At 70.7% G+C, this 12,908-nt stretch carries 15 protein-coding genes; 4 read left to right on the plus strand and 11 right to left on the minus strand.

From position 1 onward, the window contains the following. Window positions 1–41: 41 nt before the first annotated feature. Together GEV07_21025 and GEV07_21030 are read right to left on the minus strand one after the other, a co-directional pair. Window positions 42–1,046: an asparaginase gene (locus GEV07_21025; GenBank protein ID MQA05097.1), complete on the minus strand. Its 1,005-nt coding sequence runs from the start codon at window positions 1,044–1,046 to the stop codon at window positions 42–44. Next, window positions 1,043–2,335 carry a DNA polymerase IV gene (locus GEV07_21030; protein MQA05098.1) on the minus strand — a complete coding sequence of 431 codons (1,293 nt, stop codon included), beginning with the start codon at window positions 2,333–2,335 and terminating at the stop codon, window positions 1,043–1,045. The genes GEV07_21025 and GEV07_21030 overlap by 4 nt, the downstream gene beginning before the upstream one ends. 60 nt (window positions 2,336–2,395) lie before the next feature. Between GEV07_21030 and GEV07_21035 the strand changes: the two genes are divergently transcribed. Beyond that, window positions 2,396–2,821, plus strand: a complete 426-nt coding sequence (locus GEV07_21035) for a D-tyrosyl-tRNA(Tyr) deacylase (GenBank protein MQA05099.1) — start codon at window positions 2,396–2,398, stop codon at window positions 2,819–2,821. Here the strand turns inward: GEV07_21035 and GEV07_21040 are convergent. The 4 genes from GEV07_21040 to GEV07_21055 form a co-directional block, all read right to left on the minus strand. Then, window positions 2,818–3,798 (minus strand): folate-binding protein, encoded by a 981-nt coding sequence (locus GEV07_21040; protein ID MQA05100.1) that lies wholly within the window; start codon window positions 3,796–3,798, stop codon window positions 2,818–2,820. The two genes, GEV07_21035 and GEV07_21040, sit on opposite strands and share 4 nt — an antisense overlap. A 9-nt stretch (window positions 3,799–3,807) precedes the next feature. Next, on the minus strand, window positions 3,808–4,227 hold the full coding sequence (locus GEV07_21045; GenBank protein ID MQA05101.1) for a transcriptional repressor: 420 nt from the start codon (window positions 4,225–4,227) through the stop codon (window positions 3,808–3,810). A gap of 25 nt (window positions 4,228–4,252) precedes the next feature. Continuing rightward, window positions 4,253–6,427 carry an RNA degradosome polyphosphate kinase gene (locus GEV07_21050; protein ID MQA05102.1) on the minus strand — a complete coding sequence of 725 codons (2,175 nt, stop codon included), beginning with the start codon at window positions 6,425–6,427 and terminating at the stop codon, window positions 4,253–4,255. A 73-nt stretch (window positions 6,428–6,500) separates the two neighbouring features. Next, on the minus strand, window positions 6,501–7,004 hold the full coding sequence (locus tag GEV07_21055; GenBank protein ID MQA05103.1) for a DUF1794 domain-containing protein: 504 nt from the start codon (window positions 7,002–7,004) through the stop codon (window positions 6,501–6,503). A 193-nt stretch (window positions 7,005–7,197) separates the two neighbouring features. On the opposite strand from GEV07_21055, the gene GEV07_21060 reads away from it, so the two are divergent. Beyond that, a complete protein-coding gene (locus tag GEV07_21060) occupies window positions 7,198–8,391 on the plus strand; it encodes a tetratricopeptide repeat protein (GenBank protein MQA05104.1) in 1,194 nt (397 codons plus the stop codon). Between the two features lie 290 nt (window positions 8,392–8,681). Here GEV07_21060 and GEV07_21065 read toward each other — a convergent pair whose 3' ends face one another. The 4 genes from GEV07_21065 to GEV07_21080 form a co-directional block, all read right to left on the minus strand. Beyond that, window positions 8,682–8,993 (minus strand): DUF1416 domain-containing protein, encoded by a 312-nt coding sequence (locus GEV07_21065; protein ID MQA05105.1) that lies wholly within the window; start codon window positions 8,991–8,993, stop codon window positions 8,682–8,684. A gap of 2 nt (window positions 8,994–8,995) precedes the next feature. Further along, window positions 8,996–9,835: a sulfurtransferase gene (locus GEV07_21070; protein MQA05106.1), complete on the minus strand. Its 840-nt coding sequence runs from the start codon at window positions 9,833–9,835 to the stop codon at window positions 8,996–8,998. Window positions 9,836–10,128: 293 nt separating this feature from the next. Beyond that, window positions 10,129–10,848: a DUF2993 domain-containing protein gene (locus GEV07_21075; GenBank protein ID MQA05107.1), complete on the minus strand. Its 720-nt coding sequence runs from the start codon at window positions 10,846–10,848 to the stop codon at window positions 10,129–10,131. A 3-nt stretch (window positions 10,849–10,851) separates the two neighbouring features. Continuing rightward, on the minus strand, window positions 10,852–11,109 hold the full coding sequence (locus GEV07_21080) for a MoaD/ThiS family protein (protein MQA05108.1): 258 nt from the start codon (window positions 11,107–11,109) through the stop codon (window positions 10,852–10,854). Between the two features lie 37 nt (window positions 11,110–11,146). On the opposite strand from GEV07_21080, the gene GEV07_21085 reads away from it, so the two are divergent. Next, window positions 11,147–11,872, plus strand: coding sequence for a DNA-binding response regulator (locus tag GEV07_21085; GenBank protein ID MQA05109.1), 726 nt, complete (start codon window positions 11,147–11,149; stop codon window positions 11,870–11,872). Between the two features lie 21 nt (window positions 11,873–11,893). Further along, window positions 11,894–12,775: a mycothiol synthase gene (gene mshD, locus GEV07_21090; protein MQA05110.1), complete on the plus strand. Its 882-nt coding sequence runs from the start codon at window positions 11,894–11,896 to the stop codon at window positions 12,773–12,775. A gap of 16 nt (window positions 12,776–12,791) precedes the next feature. On the opposite strand, the gene GEV07_21095 is transcribed toward mshD, so the two are convergent. Continuing rightward, window positions 12,792–12,908: IS982 family transposase (locus GEV07_21095; protein MQA05111.1), on the minus strand; the 117-nt coding region annotated here is incomplete at its 5' end.

Raw genomic sequence — 12,908 nt, forward strand, 5'->3', positions numbered from 1 at the left:
TCCAGGAGCACGCGTAATGCGCGACATGCAGTGGTAACCGCTCAGCGGGCTGGGTTACTTCGTAGGCCCGCGCGTAGGCGGGCGAACCCCTCCGCAACTCGAATTTCCCCTACTGGACGGCCGGCGCCGAGCACCAGCGCCGTCGCCAGGTCATCTAGGATCGCGGCGTCGTAGCCGAGCGTACGCAGTGCCGCGACTGTCACCGGTGTACGGGCCCGCTGACTACCGTCAGCGATCTTTACGGCCAGCGCAGATCCATCCGGCAGTAACAGTGCGTCGACCGCCTCGGCGCCACCCTTGTCCAGGAGACCGGGTATTCCCCGCATCAGCCGCGCCTCGTCGCGCCGCGTGCCCGAGGTCAGCTCCGGATACGCCAGGAAAGCAGCCACCACCCGCCGCTGCGCGGTGCCGGCAGCCGCGGCCCCGAGCGCACGGTAGCCGCGGGCCAAGCCGCGCAGGCTGAACGCGAACAGCGGCGCACCACAACCATCCACGCCGGTATGCACGACCGATTCCCCGGTCAGCTCCTCGATCGTCGCGCGAATCCGTTGCTGCAGCGGGTGTTCCGGGTCCAGGTACGTGTCGAGCGGCCAGTCCCGGACGACGCAGGTCGCGAGCATGGCCGCGTGCTTGCCCGAGCAGTTCATGTGCAGCCGGTCCGGCTCGCCACCGGCCGCGATCCGCTCCCGCCTGGCGGTCTCGTCGAGCGGCCAGTCCGGCGGGCACTGCAGCGCCGACCCGTCCAGGCCGACCGACGCGAGCAGCCGCCGTACGCCGGCCACGTGCATCGGCTCGCCGGAGTGGCTGGCACAGGCCAGTGCCAGCAGGTCGGCGGGCAGCTCCAGCCCACAACGCACCATGGCGGTGGCCTGCAGCGGCTTGTTCGACGACCGCGGGTAGCACGGCACGTCCGGCCGGCCGACCGTGAGCGTCACCTCGCCCATCGCGTCGACGGCCACCACGGAGCCGGTGTGCCACGACTCGACGAACCCGCCACGGTCCACCTCGGCGAGCACCGGCAGGCCGGCGCGATCGGCAGCAGTCACGTGCCGAACGTACCGGGCTGCGGTGTCAGGTCGGGATCGTCGCGCCGGAACGAGCGGGTGGGCCCCGGCTCGGTCGTCCTGGTCTCGAACCGCACGACCAGCCGGTCGTCGGCCACCTGCACCAGCCAGCCGGGCCCGTACGTGGTGTGCACGACCTCGTGGCCGACGTGTAGCCGCACCGGCTCGGCCTCGGTCGCCGGGTGAGGCAGGTCGACGCCGTCGACCCACAGCTCAGGCTGTGCGCCCATGACCAACCCCGCGACCCCGACGCCGAGCAGCCGCAGACCGTACGAGGTGTCGACGTCGCCGAGCAGCTTGCGGGCAACCCGCACCACCACGGCCGGCTCGTCGGTGGCCGACGGCAGGGTCCAGGACCGGGTGTGCGTGGTGAAGTCGAACAGCCGCACCTTGACGGTGATCGTGCGCGCGGCCGAGCCGGACTCCCGCAGCCGCTCGGTGACCCGGACGGCCATCTTGTCGCTCATCGCCTGGAGCGCGACCGGGTCGGTCACGTCACGGTCGAAGGTGTCCTCGACGCTGATCGACTTGCCCTCGCGTTCCGGCTGCACCAACCGGTCGTCCTCGGCCCGGACCAGCCGGTACAGGCCACCGCCGTGCGCCGCGCCGAGCAGCCCGACCAGCTCCCGCTCACTGAGCCCCTCGACCTCCGCGACCGTACGCACCCCGGCTCCTGCGAGCCGCTCCGCGGTCGCCTTGCCGACCCCGGGGATGGTGGTGACGGCCATCGGCCTGAGCAGGTCGCGCTCGTCGCCCGGCGGCACGACGACGAGCCCGTCCGGCTTCCGCAGCTCGGAGGCGATCTTCGCGATCAGCTTGGACGTCCCCGCGCCGACCGACGCGGTCAGCCCGGTGGCCACGTGGATCCGCTGCTTGACCTCGGTGCCGACGCCGACCACGCTGTTGCGGTCCAGCGGCGACCGGCCGGTGTCGGCGAGGTCCACGAACGCCTCGTCGAGCGACAGCGGCTCCACCCGCGGCGACAGCTCGCGCAGGATGTCCATCACCTGGTCGCTGACCGCGCGGTACGCCGTGAAGCGCGGTGTCAGGTACGTCGCCTGTGGGCAGCGCCGGCGCGCCTCGCCCATCGACATTGCCGAGTGCACGCCGTAGACGCGCGCCTCGTAGCTCGCGGTGGAGACGACGCCGCGCGGCCCGAGCCCGCCGACGACCACCGGCCGCCCGCGCAGCGACGGCTTGTCGCGCTGCTCCACCGCAGCGAAGAACGCGTCCAGGTCGAGATGCATGATGCTCGGCTGGTCGCGCACCATACGATCGTCCCACGCGACGCCGACACCGCCCGGCCGTGACCGACCTGAGAAGGTAAGCGCATGCGGGCAGTCGTGCAACGGGTCAGCGAAGCGAGCGTACGCGTCGACGGCCAGGTCGTCGGCGCCATCGACGAGCCCGGCCTGCTCGCGCTGGTCGGCGCCACGCACACCGACGACGCGGCCACCGCGGCGAAGCTCGCCGCAAAGCTGTGGGGGTTACGCATCCTCGACGGCGAGAAGTCGTGCTCGGACGTCGGCGCACCGTTGCTGGTGATCAGCCAGTTCACCGTCTACGCGGACACCCGCAAGGGCCGGCGGCCGTCCTGGTCGGCCGCTGCCCGCGGGGAGCAGGCTGAGCCACTGGTGGACGCGGTGGTCGCCGAGCTGCGCCGGCTGGGAGCCACCGTGGCCACCGGCAGGTTCGGCGCGGACATGCAGGTGAGCCTGGTCAACGACGGCCCCATCACGCTGGTGGTGGACGTCTAGCCGAGCAGTTGCTTGGGGCGCAGGTGCAGGCCGGCGTCCGGCGTCACGACGACCTCCTGGCTCGCCGCCACGCCACCGGCAACCAGCGCGGCGTCGACCGGCACCGCACGCTTCACCAGTGCGAGCCCGATCGGCCCGAGCTCGTGGTGCCTGGCCGCGCTGGTGACGAACCCGACCTCCTTGCCGTCGTGCTCGACGGGGTCGCCGTGCGCCGGCAGTGTCTCCGCGGAGCCGTCCAGGTGCAGGAAGACCAGCCGCCGCGGCGGGTGGCCGGTGTTGTGCACCTTCGCGACGGTCTCCTGGCCGCGGTAGCAGCCCTTGTCGAGGTGTACGGCCGTGCCGATCCAGCCGACCTCGTGCGGGATGGTCTTGTGGTCGGTGTCCCGGCCGAAGCGCGGCTCGCGCGCCTCGATGCGCAGCGCCTCGTACGCCCAGACGCCGGCCGGGTTGCCGCGCTCCCTGGCGTACGCCGTCAGCTGGTCGCGCGGTACGAACCGGTGCCGGCCGCGGCCGGTGTCGCGGGTCAGGTACGGCTCGGCCGGACCGTCGTCCGGCTCCCAGACCACCGCGAGGTCGGCGGTCACGTCGGCGATCTCGACGTCGTACCTGAAGGTCATCATGTCCAGGTACTCGAGCAGCGGCCCGGACGTGCCCGGCTCGGTGTACATGGTCGTCGCCGTGCCGTCGTCGACCAGCTCGAGCGCGTGCTCCACCCGACCCTGTGCCGACAGGATCAGGGCAGTCGCCCCGTCGCCCGGAGCGAGGTTCTCCAGGTGCTGGGTGGTCAGCAGGTGCAGCCACGACAGCCGGTCGGCGCCTGTCACGCGCACCACGTCACGGTGCGACAGGTCGACGAAACCACAGCCGTCGGCGAGCATCCGCTGCTCCCTGATCGGGTCACCGTAGTGCCAGGCGACGCCAACGTCCGGCGGATCCGCGGGGACGGCACCTGGCAGCGCAAGCAGTGGGCTCTCCATACGACCAGGCTACGTCGCGGCCGCGCACTCCGCGCAGCGGCCGAAGACCACCAGGTGACCGAGGTCGGGCTCGAACCCCTGCTCGTCCCGCACCCGCTGGGCGAACGCGGTCGCCGTCTCGATCGGCGCCTCGCTGACCCGCTCGCAGCTACGGCACACCAGGTGGACGTGGTCGGCGTGCGCCACCAGGTGGTACGACTCGGCCACCCCGGCGAGGCGGCTGTGGCCGACGAGCTCGAGCTCGACGAGGAGCTCCAGGGTGCGGTAGACGGTCGCCAGGTCGACGGCGTCGCGTTGGTCGCGCAGGTGGGTGTACAGCTGCTCCGGCGTCGCGTGCCCGAGGTCGCGCACCGCGTCGAGCACCAGCCGACGCTGTTGAGTCAGCCGGTACCCGCGCGCACGGAGCAGGGCGACCCAGTCCTCGACCATCGCCTGAGTATAAGCAGGCCGGCGGCTACGCGGCGCTGGTGGCGGCCGGCATCGCACCGGCGGCGAGCAGCTCCTCCTGGTAGTCGACCAGGTGGTCCCCCGTCCTGCGCACCCAGCCGCCGTCCGCGTCGAGGTCCCAGGCGACGATGTGGTCGGCGGTCGCCAGGTCGAGCAGTGCGTCCAGCCGCTTGCGCACCTTCGGGTGCGAGATGCGCACCATGACCTCCACCCTGCGGTCCAGGTTGCGGTGCATCATGTCGGCGCTGCCGATCCAGTAGTCCGGTTCACCCCCGGCGGTGAACCGCACGATGCGCGAGTGCTCGAGGAACCTGCCGAGGATGCTGCGCACCCGGATCGTCTCGGACAGCCCGGGGACGCCGGGACGCAGCGCGCACATGCCGCGCACGGCGATGTCGATCGGCACGCCGGCCCTGGACGCCTGGTAGAGCGCGTCGATGACCTCCTCGTCGACCAGCGCGTTGCACTTCAGCACGATGCCGGACGGGCGGCCGGCGCGGGCGTGCCCGGCCTCCCTGTCGATCATCTCCACCAGGCCCTTGCGCAGCGACTCGGGCGCAACCAGCAGGGTGCGGTAGCCGCGGTGCCTGGTGTAGCCGGAGAGGTGGTTGAACAGGTCGGTGAGGTCGGCGCCGACGTCCGGGTCGGACGTGAGCAGGCCGAGGTCCTCGTACAGCCGCGCGGTCTTCGGGTTGTAGTTCCCGGTGCCGACGTGCGAGTACCTGCGCAGCACGCCGTCCGGGTCCTGCCGCACCACCAGGCACGCCTTGCCGTGCGTCTTCAGCCCGACGATGCCGTACACCACGTGCGCGCCCGCGCGCTCGAGCGCACGCGCCCACCGGATGTTCGCCTGCTCGTCGAACCTGGCCTTGATCTCCACGCACACGAGCACCTGCTTGCCGGACTCCGCGGCGTCGATCAGCGCGTCCACGATCGGCGAGTCACCGCTGGTGCGGTACAGCGTCTGCTTGATCGCCAGCACGCCGGGGTCGGTCGCCGCCTGCTCCACGAACGCCTGCACGCTGTTGTTGAACGACTGGTACGGGTGGTGCAGCAGCAGGTCGGTCTCGTTGAGCACGGTGAAGAAGTCCGGCGCGCCGCCGTTCTCCCGCTCCTTGATCAGCGGGTGCGTACGCGGCAGGAACCGCGGCCGGTCGAGGTCGGGCCGGTCCACGTCGGCGACGGCGAACAGCGCACGCAGGTCGAGCGGCGGCGGCAGCTTGAACACCTCGTCCTCGCCCACCCGCAGCTCGGCGAGCAGCAGGTCGAGCACCCGCTGGCTGGTGCCAGACTCCACCTCCAGCCGCACCGGCGGCCCGAACCGCCGGCGCTGCAGCTCCCGCTCGAGCGCCTTCAGCACGCTCTCGTCCTCGTCGCTCTCGATCTCCAGGTCCTGGTTGCGGGTCACCCGGAAGGTCGACGCCTCCACCACTTCGAGGCCGCTGAACAGCCTGGGCAGGTGCGCGACGATGATCTCCTCGAGCGGCACGAAGGTGCCCTCGCCCACGGGGAAGAAGCGCGGCAGGTTGGACGGCACCTTCACCCGGGCGAAGTGCGTGCGGTCGGCCTCGTCCCTGACCACCACGGCGATGTTCAGCGACAGGCCGGAGATGTAGGGAAACGGGTGCGCCGGGTCGACCGCGAGCGGCGTGAGGACCGCGAAGACCCGCTCGTGGAAGAACTGCCGCGCGACGGCGCGGGCCGGTTCGTCCAGGTCGTCCCAGCGCACGATCCTGATGTCCTCCTTGGCGAGCGCCGGCCCGACCAGGTCGCCGAACACCTCGACCTGCCGCTCCATCAGCTCCCTGGTACGCGCCAGCACGGCGCTGAGCTGCCCGCGCGGGGTGAGCCCGCTCGGCACGGGAGTGCTGACGCCGCTCGCGATGCGCCGCCGCAGGCTCGCCACCCGGACCATGAAGAACTCGTCCAGGTTGTTCGCGAAGATGGCGAGGAACCGCACCCGTTCGAGCAGCGGCGTGCTCGGGTCCTCGGCGATCTCGAGCACCCGCGCGTTGAAGTCGAGCCAGCTCAACTCCCGGTCGAGGAACCGCCCCTCGGACAGCCCCACGGTCGGCACCGTGGACTCCGGTGGCGGGTTGAGCTCGTCCTCGACGTCCTCGACGAGCTTCTCGACGTACGACGGCGCGCTGAGCGTCACGTCCTCCGTGGAGTTCACTGCCATGTAGCAATCATGACTCGGATGGGCGAACTTTCGACACCTCGTGCGTGACGCGGACGTGAACGGGGTGCGCCCGTCAGGTCTTCACCAGCCGGGCGGACAGGTGCGCCTGCAGCGGCTGCCCCACGGCGGCCAGGTCGTACGCGTACGCGAGGTCGCCCTCGACCAGGCCGTACAGCCGCTTCCCGCCGGTGACCTCCTTGGCCGTGGAGGTGCGCGCCACCGCGTCGGTCGCCAGCTCGATCTTCGTGCCGGTGATCTCGCCGTACCAGATCTCCGCCACGCCGGTGGGGTGGCTGAGCACGAGCTCCAGCTGGCCGCTGCCGACCGGGCGCCAGAAGCCGTACTCCATCGCCCCTGGCCGGGTCGGCTCGCCGTTCTCGTCGGTGAGCCAGGACCGGCTCTCGTAGCTCAGGAAGGGCTTGCCCACGTGCCCGAAGGTCACCTGCTGGACGAACGTAAAATCCTGCTCGAGCGTCGGGTAGCCACCTACGCCGGTACCGCGCCAGGTGCCGAGCAGGAACGCCAGCGGTAGGCACGCCGGGTGCAGCTCCGGTCCGCGGCTGTCGGCCGCCGCCATTCAGTCAACCCTCCTCGGGTCGCCGGTAGAGCGTGTACACCACGTAGCCCGCCGCCCACGCAATGCCGAGCGGCACGCCGATGAGGAGGCTTGCATACACCAGTTCCACGAGTATGAAGAGTAGTGCAGGATCGCGAGTTACTCTAACCCCACACGCGGTCAGAAGCCACGGAGAAGGAGGGGCGGTCCACTCGTGGCAGGTCGGTTCGTCGACTTCTACGCGCTGCTGGACATCGCGCCGGACTCATCCTCCGACGTCGTGCAGGCGGCAATCACCGAACAACGGAAGAGCTGGGAAGCCCAGCGCGCGGATGGCGATGCCACCGAGCGCAGTGCGGCCGACGCCCGGCTGGGCGACGTCGACCTCGCCGAGCTCGTGCTCCTGGATCCCGAGCAGCGCGCCGACTACGACGAGGAGTGGCGCGAGCAGCGCGGGAACGAGGTCGTCGCCACGGGCGGCGAGAACGCCAACGGGAAGGCCTCGGTCGCCGTCGCACCGCCGGCCACCCAGAAGCGCACCGCGAAGAAGGTCGCGAAGAAGGTCGCGAAGAAAGCCTCCGCGAAGCCGTTGGAGAAGCCCAGCCCCGCCTCGGGCGACGACTCGGTGGCGCAGGCCAGGCAGGCCATGCAAGCCGGCAACACCGGCCGCGCGATCGACTCGTACCACTACGCGATCATGCTGGAGCCGCAGGACGTCACGCTGCACCACGAGCTCGGCCAGGCGTACGTGGCCGCCGGCAACTACGAGCAGGCGCTCGGCGCGTTCGAGACGGCCGCCAGGATCGCACCGCACATCGGGGACTACCGGGCCGCCATCGGCGACGCACTCATCCACCTCGCCAGGCCGGGCGACGCGATCGGCGTCCTCGAACAGGTGGTGGCGGAGACGCCGATGGAGCCGCGGTACCGCGCGACGCTCGCCCAGGCGCTGCACGACACCTGCGTGCACGAGATGACCATGCTGTCCGACGGCCTGGTGTGCATCACCACGGCCGAGCAGGCCCAGCTGGTGGAGCGGCTCACCGGACGGGCGCTCACCCTGCTCGACCCGACCGACACCAGCGAGCTCGCCCAGGACATCAGGGAGAAGCACGAGCTGGCGACGCTGGCCACCAAGCGGGTGTGGCGGCCGCCGTTCCCGTGGTGGCTGATGATCGCGTTCGCAATCGTGGTCGCCGCCGGCTTCGCGCTGTTCGTCAAGTGGTGGTCGGCCTTCATCGTGCTCGCCGTGCTCGGCGCGGTCGCCTACCTGCTCGGCATCCACCCCACCTGGTGGCACGTGGCCAGGGAGGCCCGCGCGGCCAACCTGCTGGTGTGGCCACAACCGCACGGCGGCACATTCACCCCGCAGCCGGACTCTGCCACGTCTTCGCAACCGCCGCAGTAGCGGCGGTCACGGTGCCGGAGAAGCAGCAAGGGGCATACGGCCAGGGGGGATCAGCCGTACGCCCCTTGTCCGACCTCGACGGGTCGGGCCTCTCTGCAGAGTGACGAGGAATATCTTCGCACGTTCCGTGCTCGCGGTGCTATCCACGGTCAGGTTGTTGAGCAGCGTCGACGGACCGCGCCGAAAGTTACGCTCTGTGTAGGGTTTTGGCACCGTAGCCAGGGAAACGCCGATGCCCGCCGGCGTCCCCGGAGGGACCCGACGGGCATCGACCGACCGCTGGCCGTCGCTCAGGCGACGAGCGCCACCTTCGTCACGGAACCACGGTCCGCGGCCACCGTCTGCTGCACCGCGTCGCTGCCCGGCACCAGGGCACGTACGGTCCACTCGCCCGGCGCGGCGTAGAACCTGAACCCGCCGTCGGCGCCTGTCGGGACCTCGGCGACGAAGTCACCGGAGTCGTTGAGCAGTCGCACGTACGCCGGGTACGCGGGCCCGTCGCCCTTGTGCACGGTGCCTGCGACCACCGCCTGCGAACCGAGCGCCGTCTCGTCGATCTGCACGCCGCCCTCGGGGGCGCCGCAACCGTCTGCCACCGTCATCGTCACTTCCCCTCGCCGGTCTCCACGGGCACACCCACCAGCGAGCCCCACTCGGTCCACGAACCGTCGTAGTTCTTCACGTTCGACCAGCCGAGCAGCTCGTGCAGGGCGAACCAGGTGTGGGCCGACCGCTCACCGATGCGGCAGTACGCGATCGTGTCCCCGGCGTCGGTCACCCCGGCCGCCGTGTAGAGCTCGCGCAGCTCGTCGTCGGACTTGAAGGTGCCGTCCTCGTTGGCCGCCTTCGCCCACGGGATGTTCTTCGCCGTGGGGATGTGCCCGGCCCGCTGCGCCTGCTCCTGCGGCAGGTGGGCGGGGGCGAGCAGCCGGCCGACGAACTCGTCCGGCGACCGCACGTCGACCAGGTTGCGCTCGCCGATCGCGGAGAGCACCTCGTCGCGCAGCGCACGGATCGAGGAGTCCGGCTCCTTCGCCGTGTACTGCGTGGCCGGCCGGTCCGGCAGCTCGGTCACCAGCTCGCGGGACTCGAGCTCCCACTTCTTCCTGCCCCCGTCGAGCAGCCGCAGGTTCTCGTGTCCGTACAGCTTGAAGAACCAGTACGCGTACGCCGCGAACCAGTTGTTATTGCCGCCGTACAGGACGATCGTGTCGCCGCCCGCAATGCCGCGGCTGGAGAGCAGCTGCTCGAGCGCCGCCTTGTCGATGAAGTCCCGACGCACGGGGTCCTGCAGGTCCTGCTTCCAATCGACCTTCACAGCGCCGGCGATGTGGCCCTTGTCGTACGCCGTGGTGTCCTCGTCGACCTCGATGAGCACCACACCGGGATCGCTTCCGTGCGCGGCTACCCAGTCTGCGTCGACGAGTACCTCTGAACGGCTCATGCCGTGTCCTCCTTCAGCCAAGAATTATGTCGGGTGAGCTGGAAGTGTTGGCGTGCCCCGAGTGCCACGACGGGCGGCGGCAACGGGCCAGCCTGCGGGACGTCGTGGCACGCAGCGGTGGATGTCTCACCGCGCTGACGGCGCCCGCCCGTCAGCGGATGCGACAGAGCGAGCTGTTCACGCGGACGTAGTCGACCGCGCGGCGCTTGGTGAGCGCAGTCGCGAACATGCCCGCCACTGTACCTCGCCGACTACCCTGCCGTACGCCTGCTGTCCGGATCTTGGACGGCAGGTCACTGCTTGGGCAGCTTGACGTCCGTACCCGTGGCCACGGCCCGCAGGCCGTCCTCCTGTGCGGTCAGCTCCTTCGCCCGCAGCGACTTGGGCAGGCCCGGCGGCGCGATGCTCCGGTCCAGGTGCTTCCTGACCAGCTTGTCCACGACCTTCGTGGACAACCCGCCGAGCACCTGCACGCTGCGCGGCTGCAGCCGGATCTTCCCCTTCTCGATCTTCACCCGGACATCCGCGGCGAACGGTACATTCAGCCGCTTCCCCAGCACGGTGACCGGCACCGAACCGGTCAGCCGCACCTGGTCGTCGGTTCCCCGCTTGTGCTTGGCCTTGATGCCGAACGGCAGCTTCATCTCGTCGTACGGCACGGTACCGGCCATCCGCACCTTGTCGGCCTTCGCCTTGACCATGTCCTCGGGGCCGCTGGCGTACGGCTTCATCCGGACGTCGGTCAGGTCCAGCCGCACGTCCTTGACCGTCGTGCCCGAAACGTCGAACCTGGTGATGTCGACCTGGACGTCCTCGTACTCGCCGTTGCGCCACTGGGTGAGGAACGGATACCCCTCGATCGACACGTCCGCCGAGGTCTCGAAGGCCAGCCCGAACGCCGAGGCGGTCCGCGACTCCGCGTAGATGTCGGCCGAGCGGTCGATGATGACCGCGAAGACGGCGACGACCAGCAAGGTGGCGACGAGCTTCAGCCCGTCCCGTACGACACGCACTCGTCAGCCTCCCGCAAACGGTGGGAGGGCCTCGACCGTCGCGCCTTCGGCCAGCACGACGCTCGCGTGCGGCCGGGTGCCGACGGGGGTGCCGTCGACGAGGAACGAGCAGTACGAGAGCACCTTCGCGAAGCGCGGGTCCTCGTGCCGTTGCCTGGCGCTGTCGAGCAGCACTCCAAGGGTCGGCGCGTCGTACTGCTCCTCGTCGACGCCGGCCGCGTCGCGCGCGGCCGCCCAGTATCTGATCGTCGCGTGGCTCACATCGCTATCCTCGCCTATAACGTTCCGAGGAGGGTTGATGGGCGCGGTCCTGTTGTTGACCAACGCCGTGGGACCTTCCGCGGAGGTGCTGCCCGCACTGGCACTGTTGCCGCATTCGGTACGCATCGTGTCCGCGGAAGCTGCAGCACTGGTCGATGCCCCCGCGGCGGACATCGTCCTCCTGGACGCGCGCCGTGAGCTGGTCAGGGCCCGCGGGCTGGCCAGGGTGATCAGGGCCACCGGCCTGCGCTGCCCGCTCCTGCTGGTGGTCACCGAGGGCGCGCTCGCCGCGATCCACGCGGACTGGGGCGCCGACGACGTGGTACTCGACACCGCAGGCCCCGCCGAGGTCGAGGCCAGGATCAGGATCGCCGTCGGCCGCACCCAGGTCGACGGCGAGGAGACGCCAGGCATCGTCCGCGACGGCGACCTCACCATCGACGAGACGACGTACACCGCGAAGCTGCGCGGCCAGGCGCTCGACCTCACCTTCAAGGAGTTCGAGCTGCTGAAGTACCTCGCGCAGCACCCCGGCAGGGTGTTCACCCGCGCGCAGCTGCTGCAGGAGGTCTGGGGCTACGACTACTTCGGCGGCACCAGGACCGTCGACGTGCACGTACGGCGGCTGCGGGCGAAGCTCGGCTCCGAGCACGAGGCGCTGATCGGCACCGTACGCAACGTCGGCTACCGGTTCGTCCCCGCGCAGAACGCGCCGGCCGACGAGAGTGCACTCGCCGAGGAGACCGACCAGCCCGCAGGGTGACGGCCCCGGGATACTGGTCCGATGCCCGTAACGGAGAACGCAGACCGCCTGACCCCCGCACAGGTCGCCACCGTGGAGGCGATCACCCGTTCGGCGGCAGAGACGGACGGCACCTACCCGCTCGCCGAGCAGTTCCAGCTGCGCATCGCCGCCGCCGACGGTGAGGTACGCCACCTGCTCGGCTACCTCGGGGACGAGCTGGTCGGGTACGCGCAGCTCGACCTCGGCGACCCGGCGGGCGCGGCGGCGGAGGTGGTGGTCGCCCCGCAGGCCAGGCGGCGTGGGGTGGGCACCGCGCTGGTCACCGCCGCGCACGAGCTGGACGCCCGGCTGCGGGTATGGGCGCACGGCGGGCTGTCCGCCGCCACCGCGCTCGCCGACCACCTCGGTTACCGCCCGGTGCGGTCGCTGTGGCTGATGCGTCGCCCGCTGGCCGGTGCCGAGCCGCTGCCCGAGCCGCCGCCGGTCGACGGCGTGGAGATCCGCACCTTCGCGCCAGGCACGGACGAGGAGGCCTGGCTGCGCGCGAACGCCAGGGCGTTCGCCAGCCACCCGGAACAGGGCCGGATGACGATGGCCGACGTGCTCGCCCGCGAGGAGGCCAGCTGGTTCGACCCGGCCGGTTTCTTCATCGCCTGGCGCGGCGACCGGCTCGCCGGCTACCACTGGACGAAGGTGGCCGAGGACGGCGTCGGCGAGGTGTACGTGCTCGGCGTCGATCCGGACGAGCAGGGCACCGGCCTCGGCAAGGCGCTGCTGATGCACGGCCTGACCCACCTGCGCGACCGTGGCCTCGTCGAGGTCACGCTCTACGTCGAGGCGGACAACGCGCCTGCCGTTGCCCTGTACCGTAAGCTCGGCTTCGCGCACGCCGGCACCGACACCATGTACCAGCAGCCCTAGATGGTTGATTCCTTGGTCAGTGGTCGTAGGCGGTTAGTGATCGTTTGCTGGTGACGCCGGTGGTCCAGTTGGTCCAGATGCCGGAGGTGAGGGCGAGGAGTCGCTGGGCGATGCGGGTGAAGACTCCGGTGGG

Source organism: Streptosporangiales bacterium, from assembly GCA_009379825.1.
GTDB lineage: Bacteria > Actinomycetota > Actinomycetes > Streptosporangiales > WHST01 > WHST01.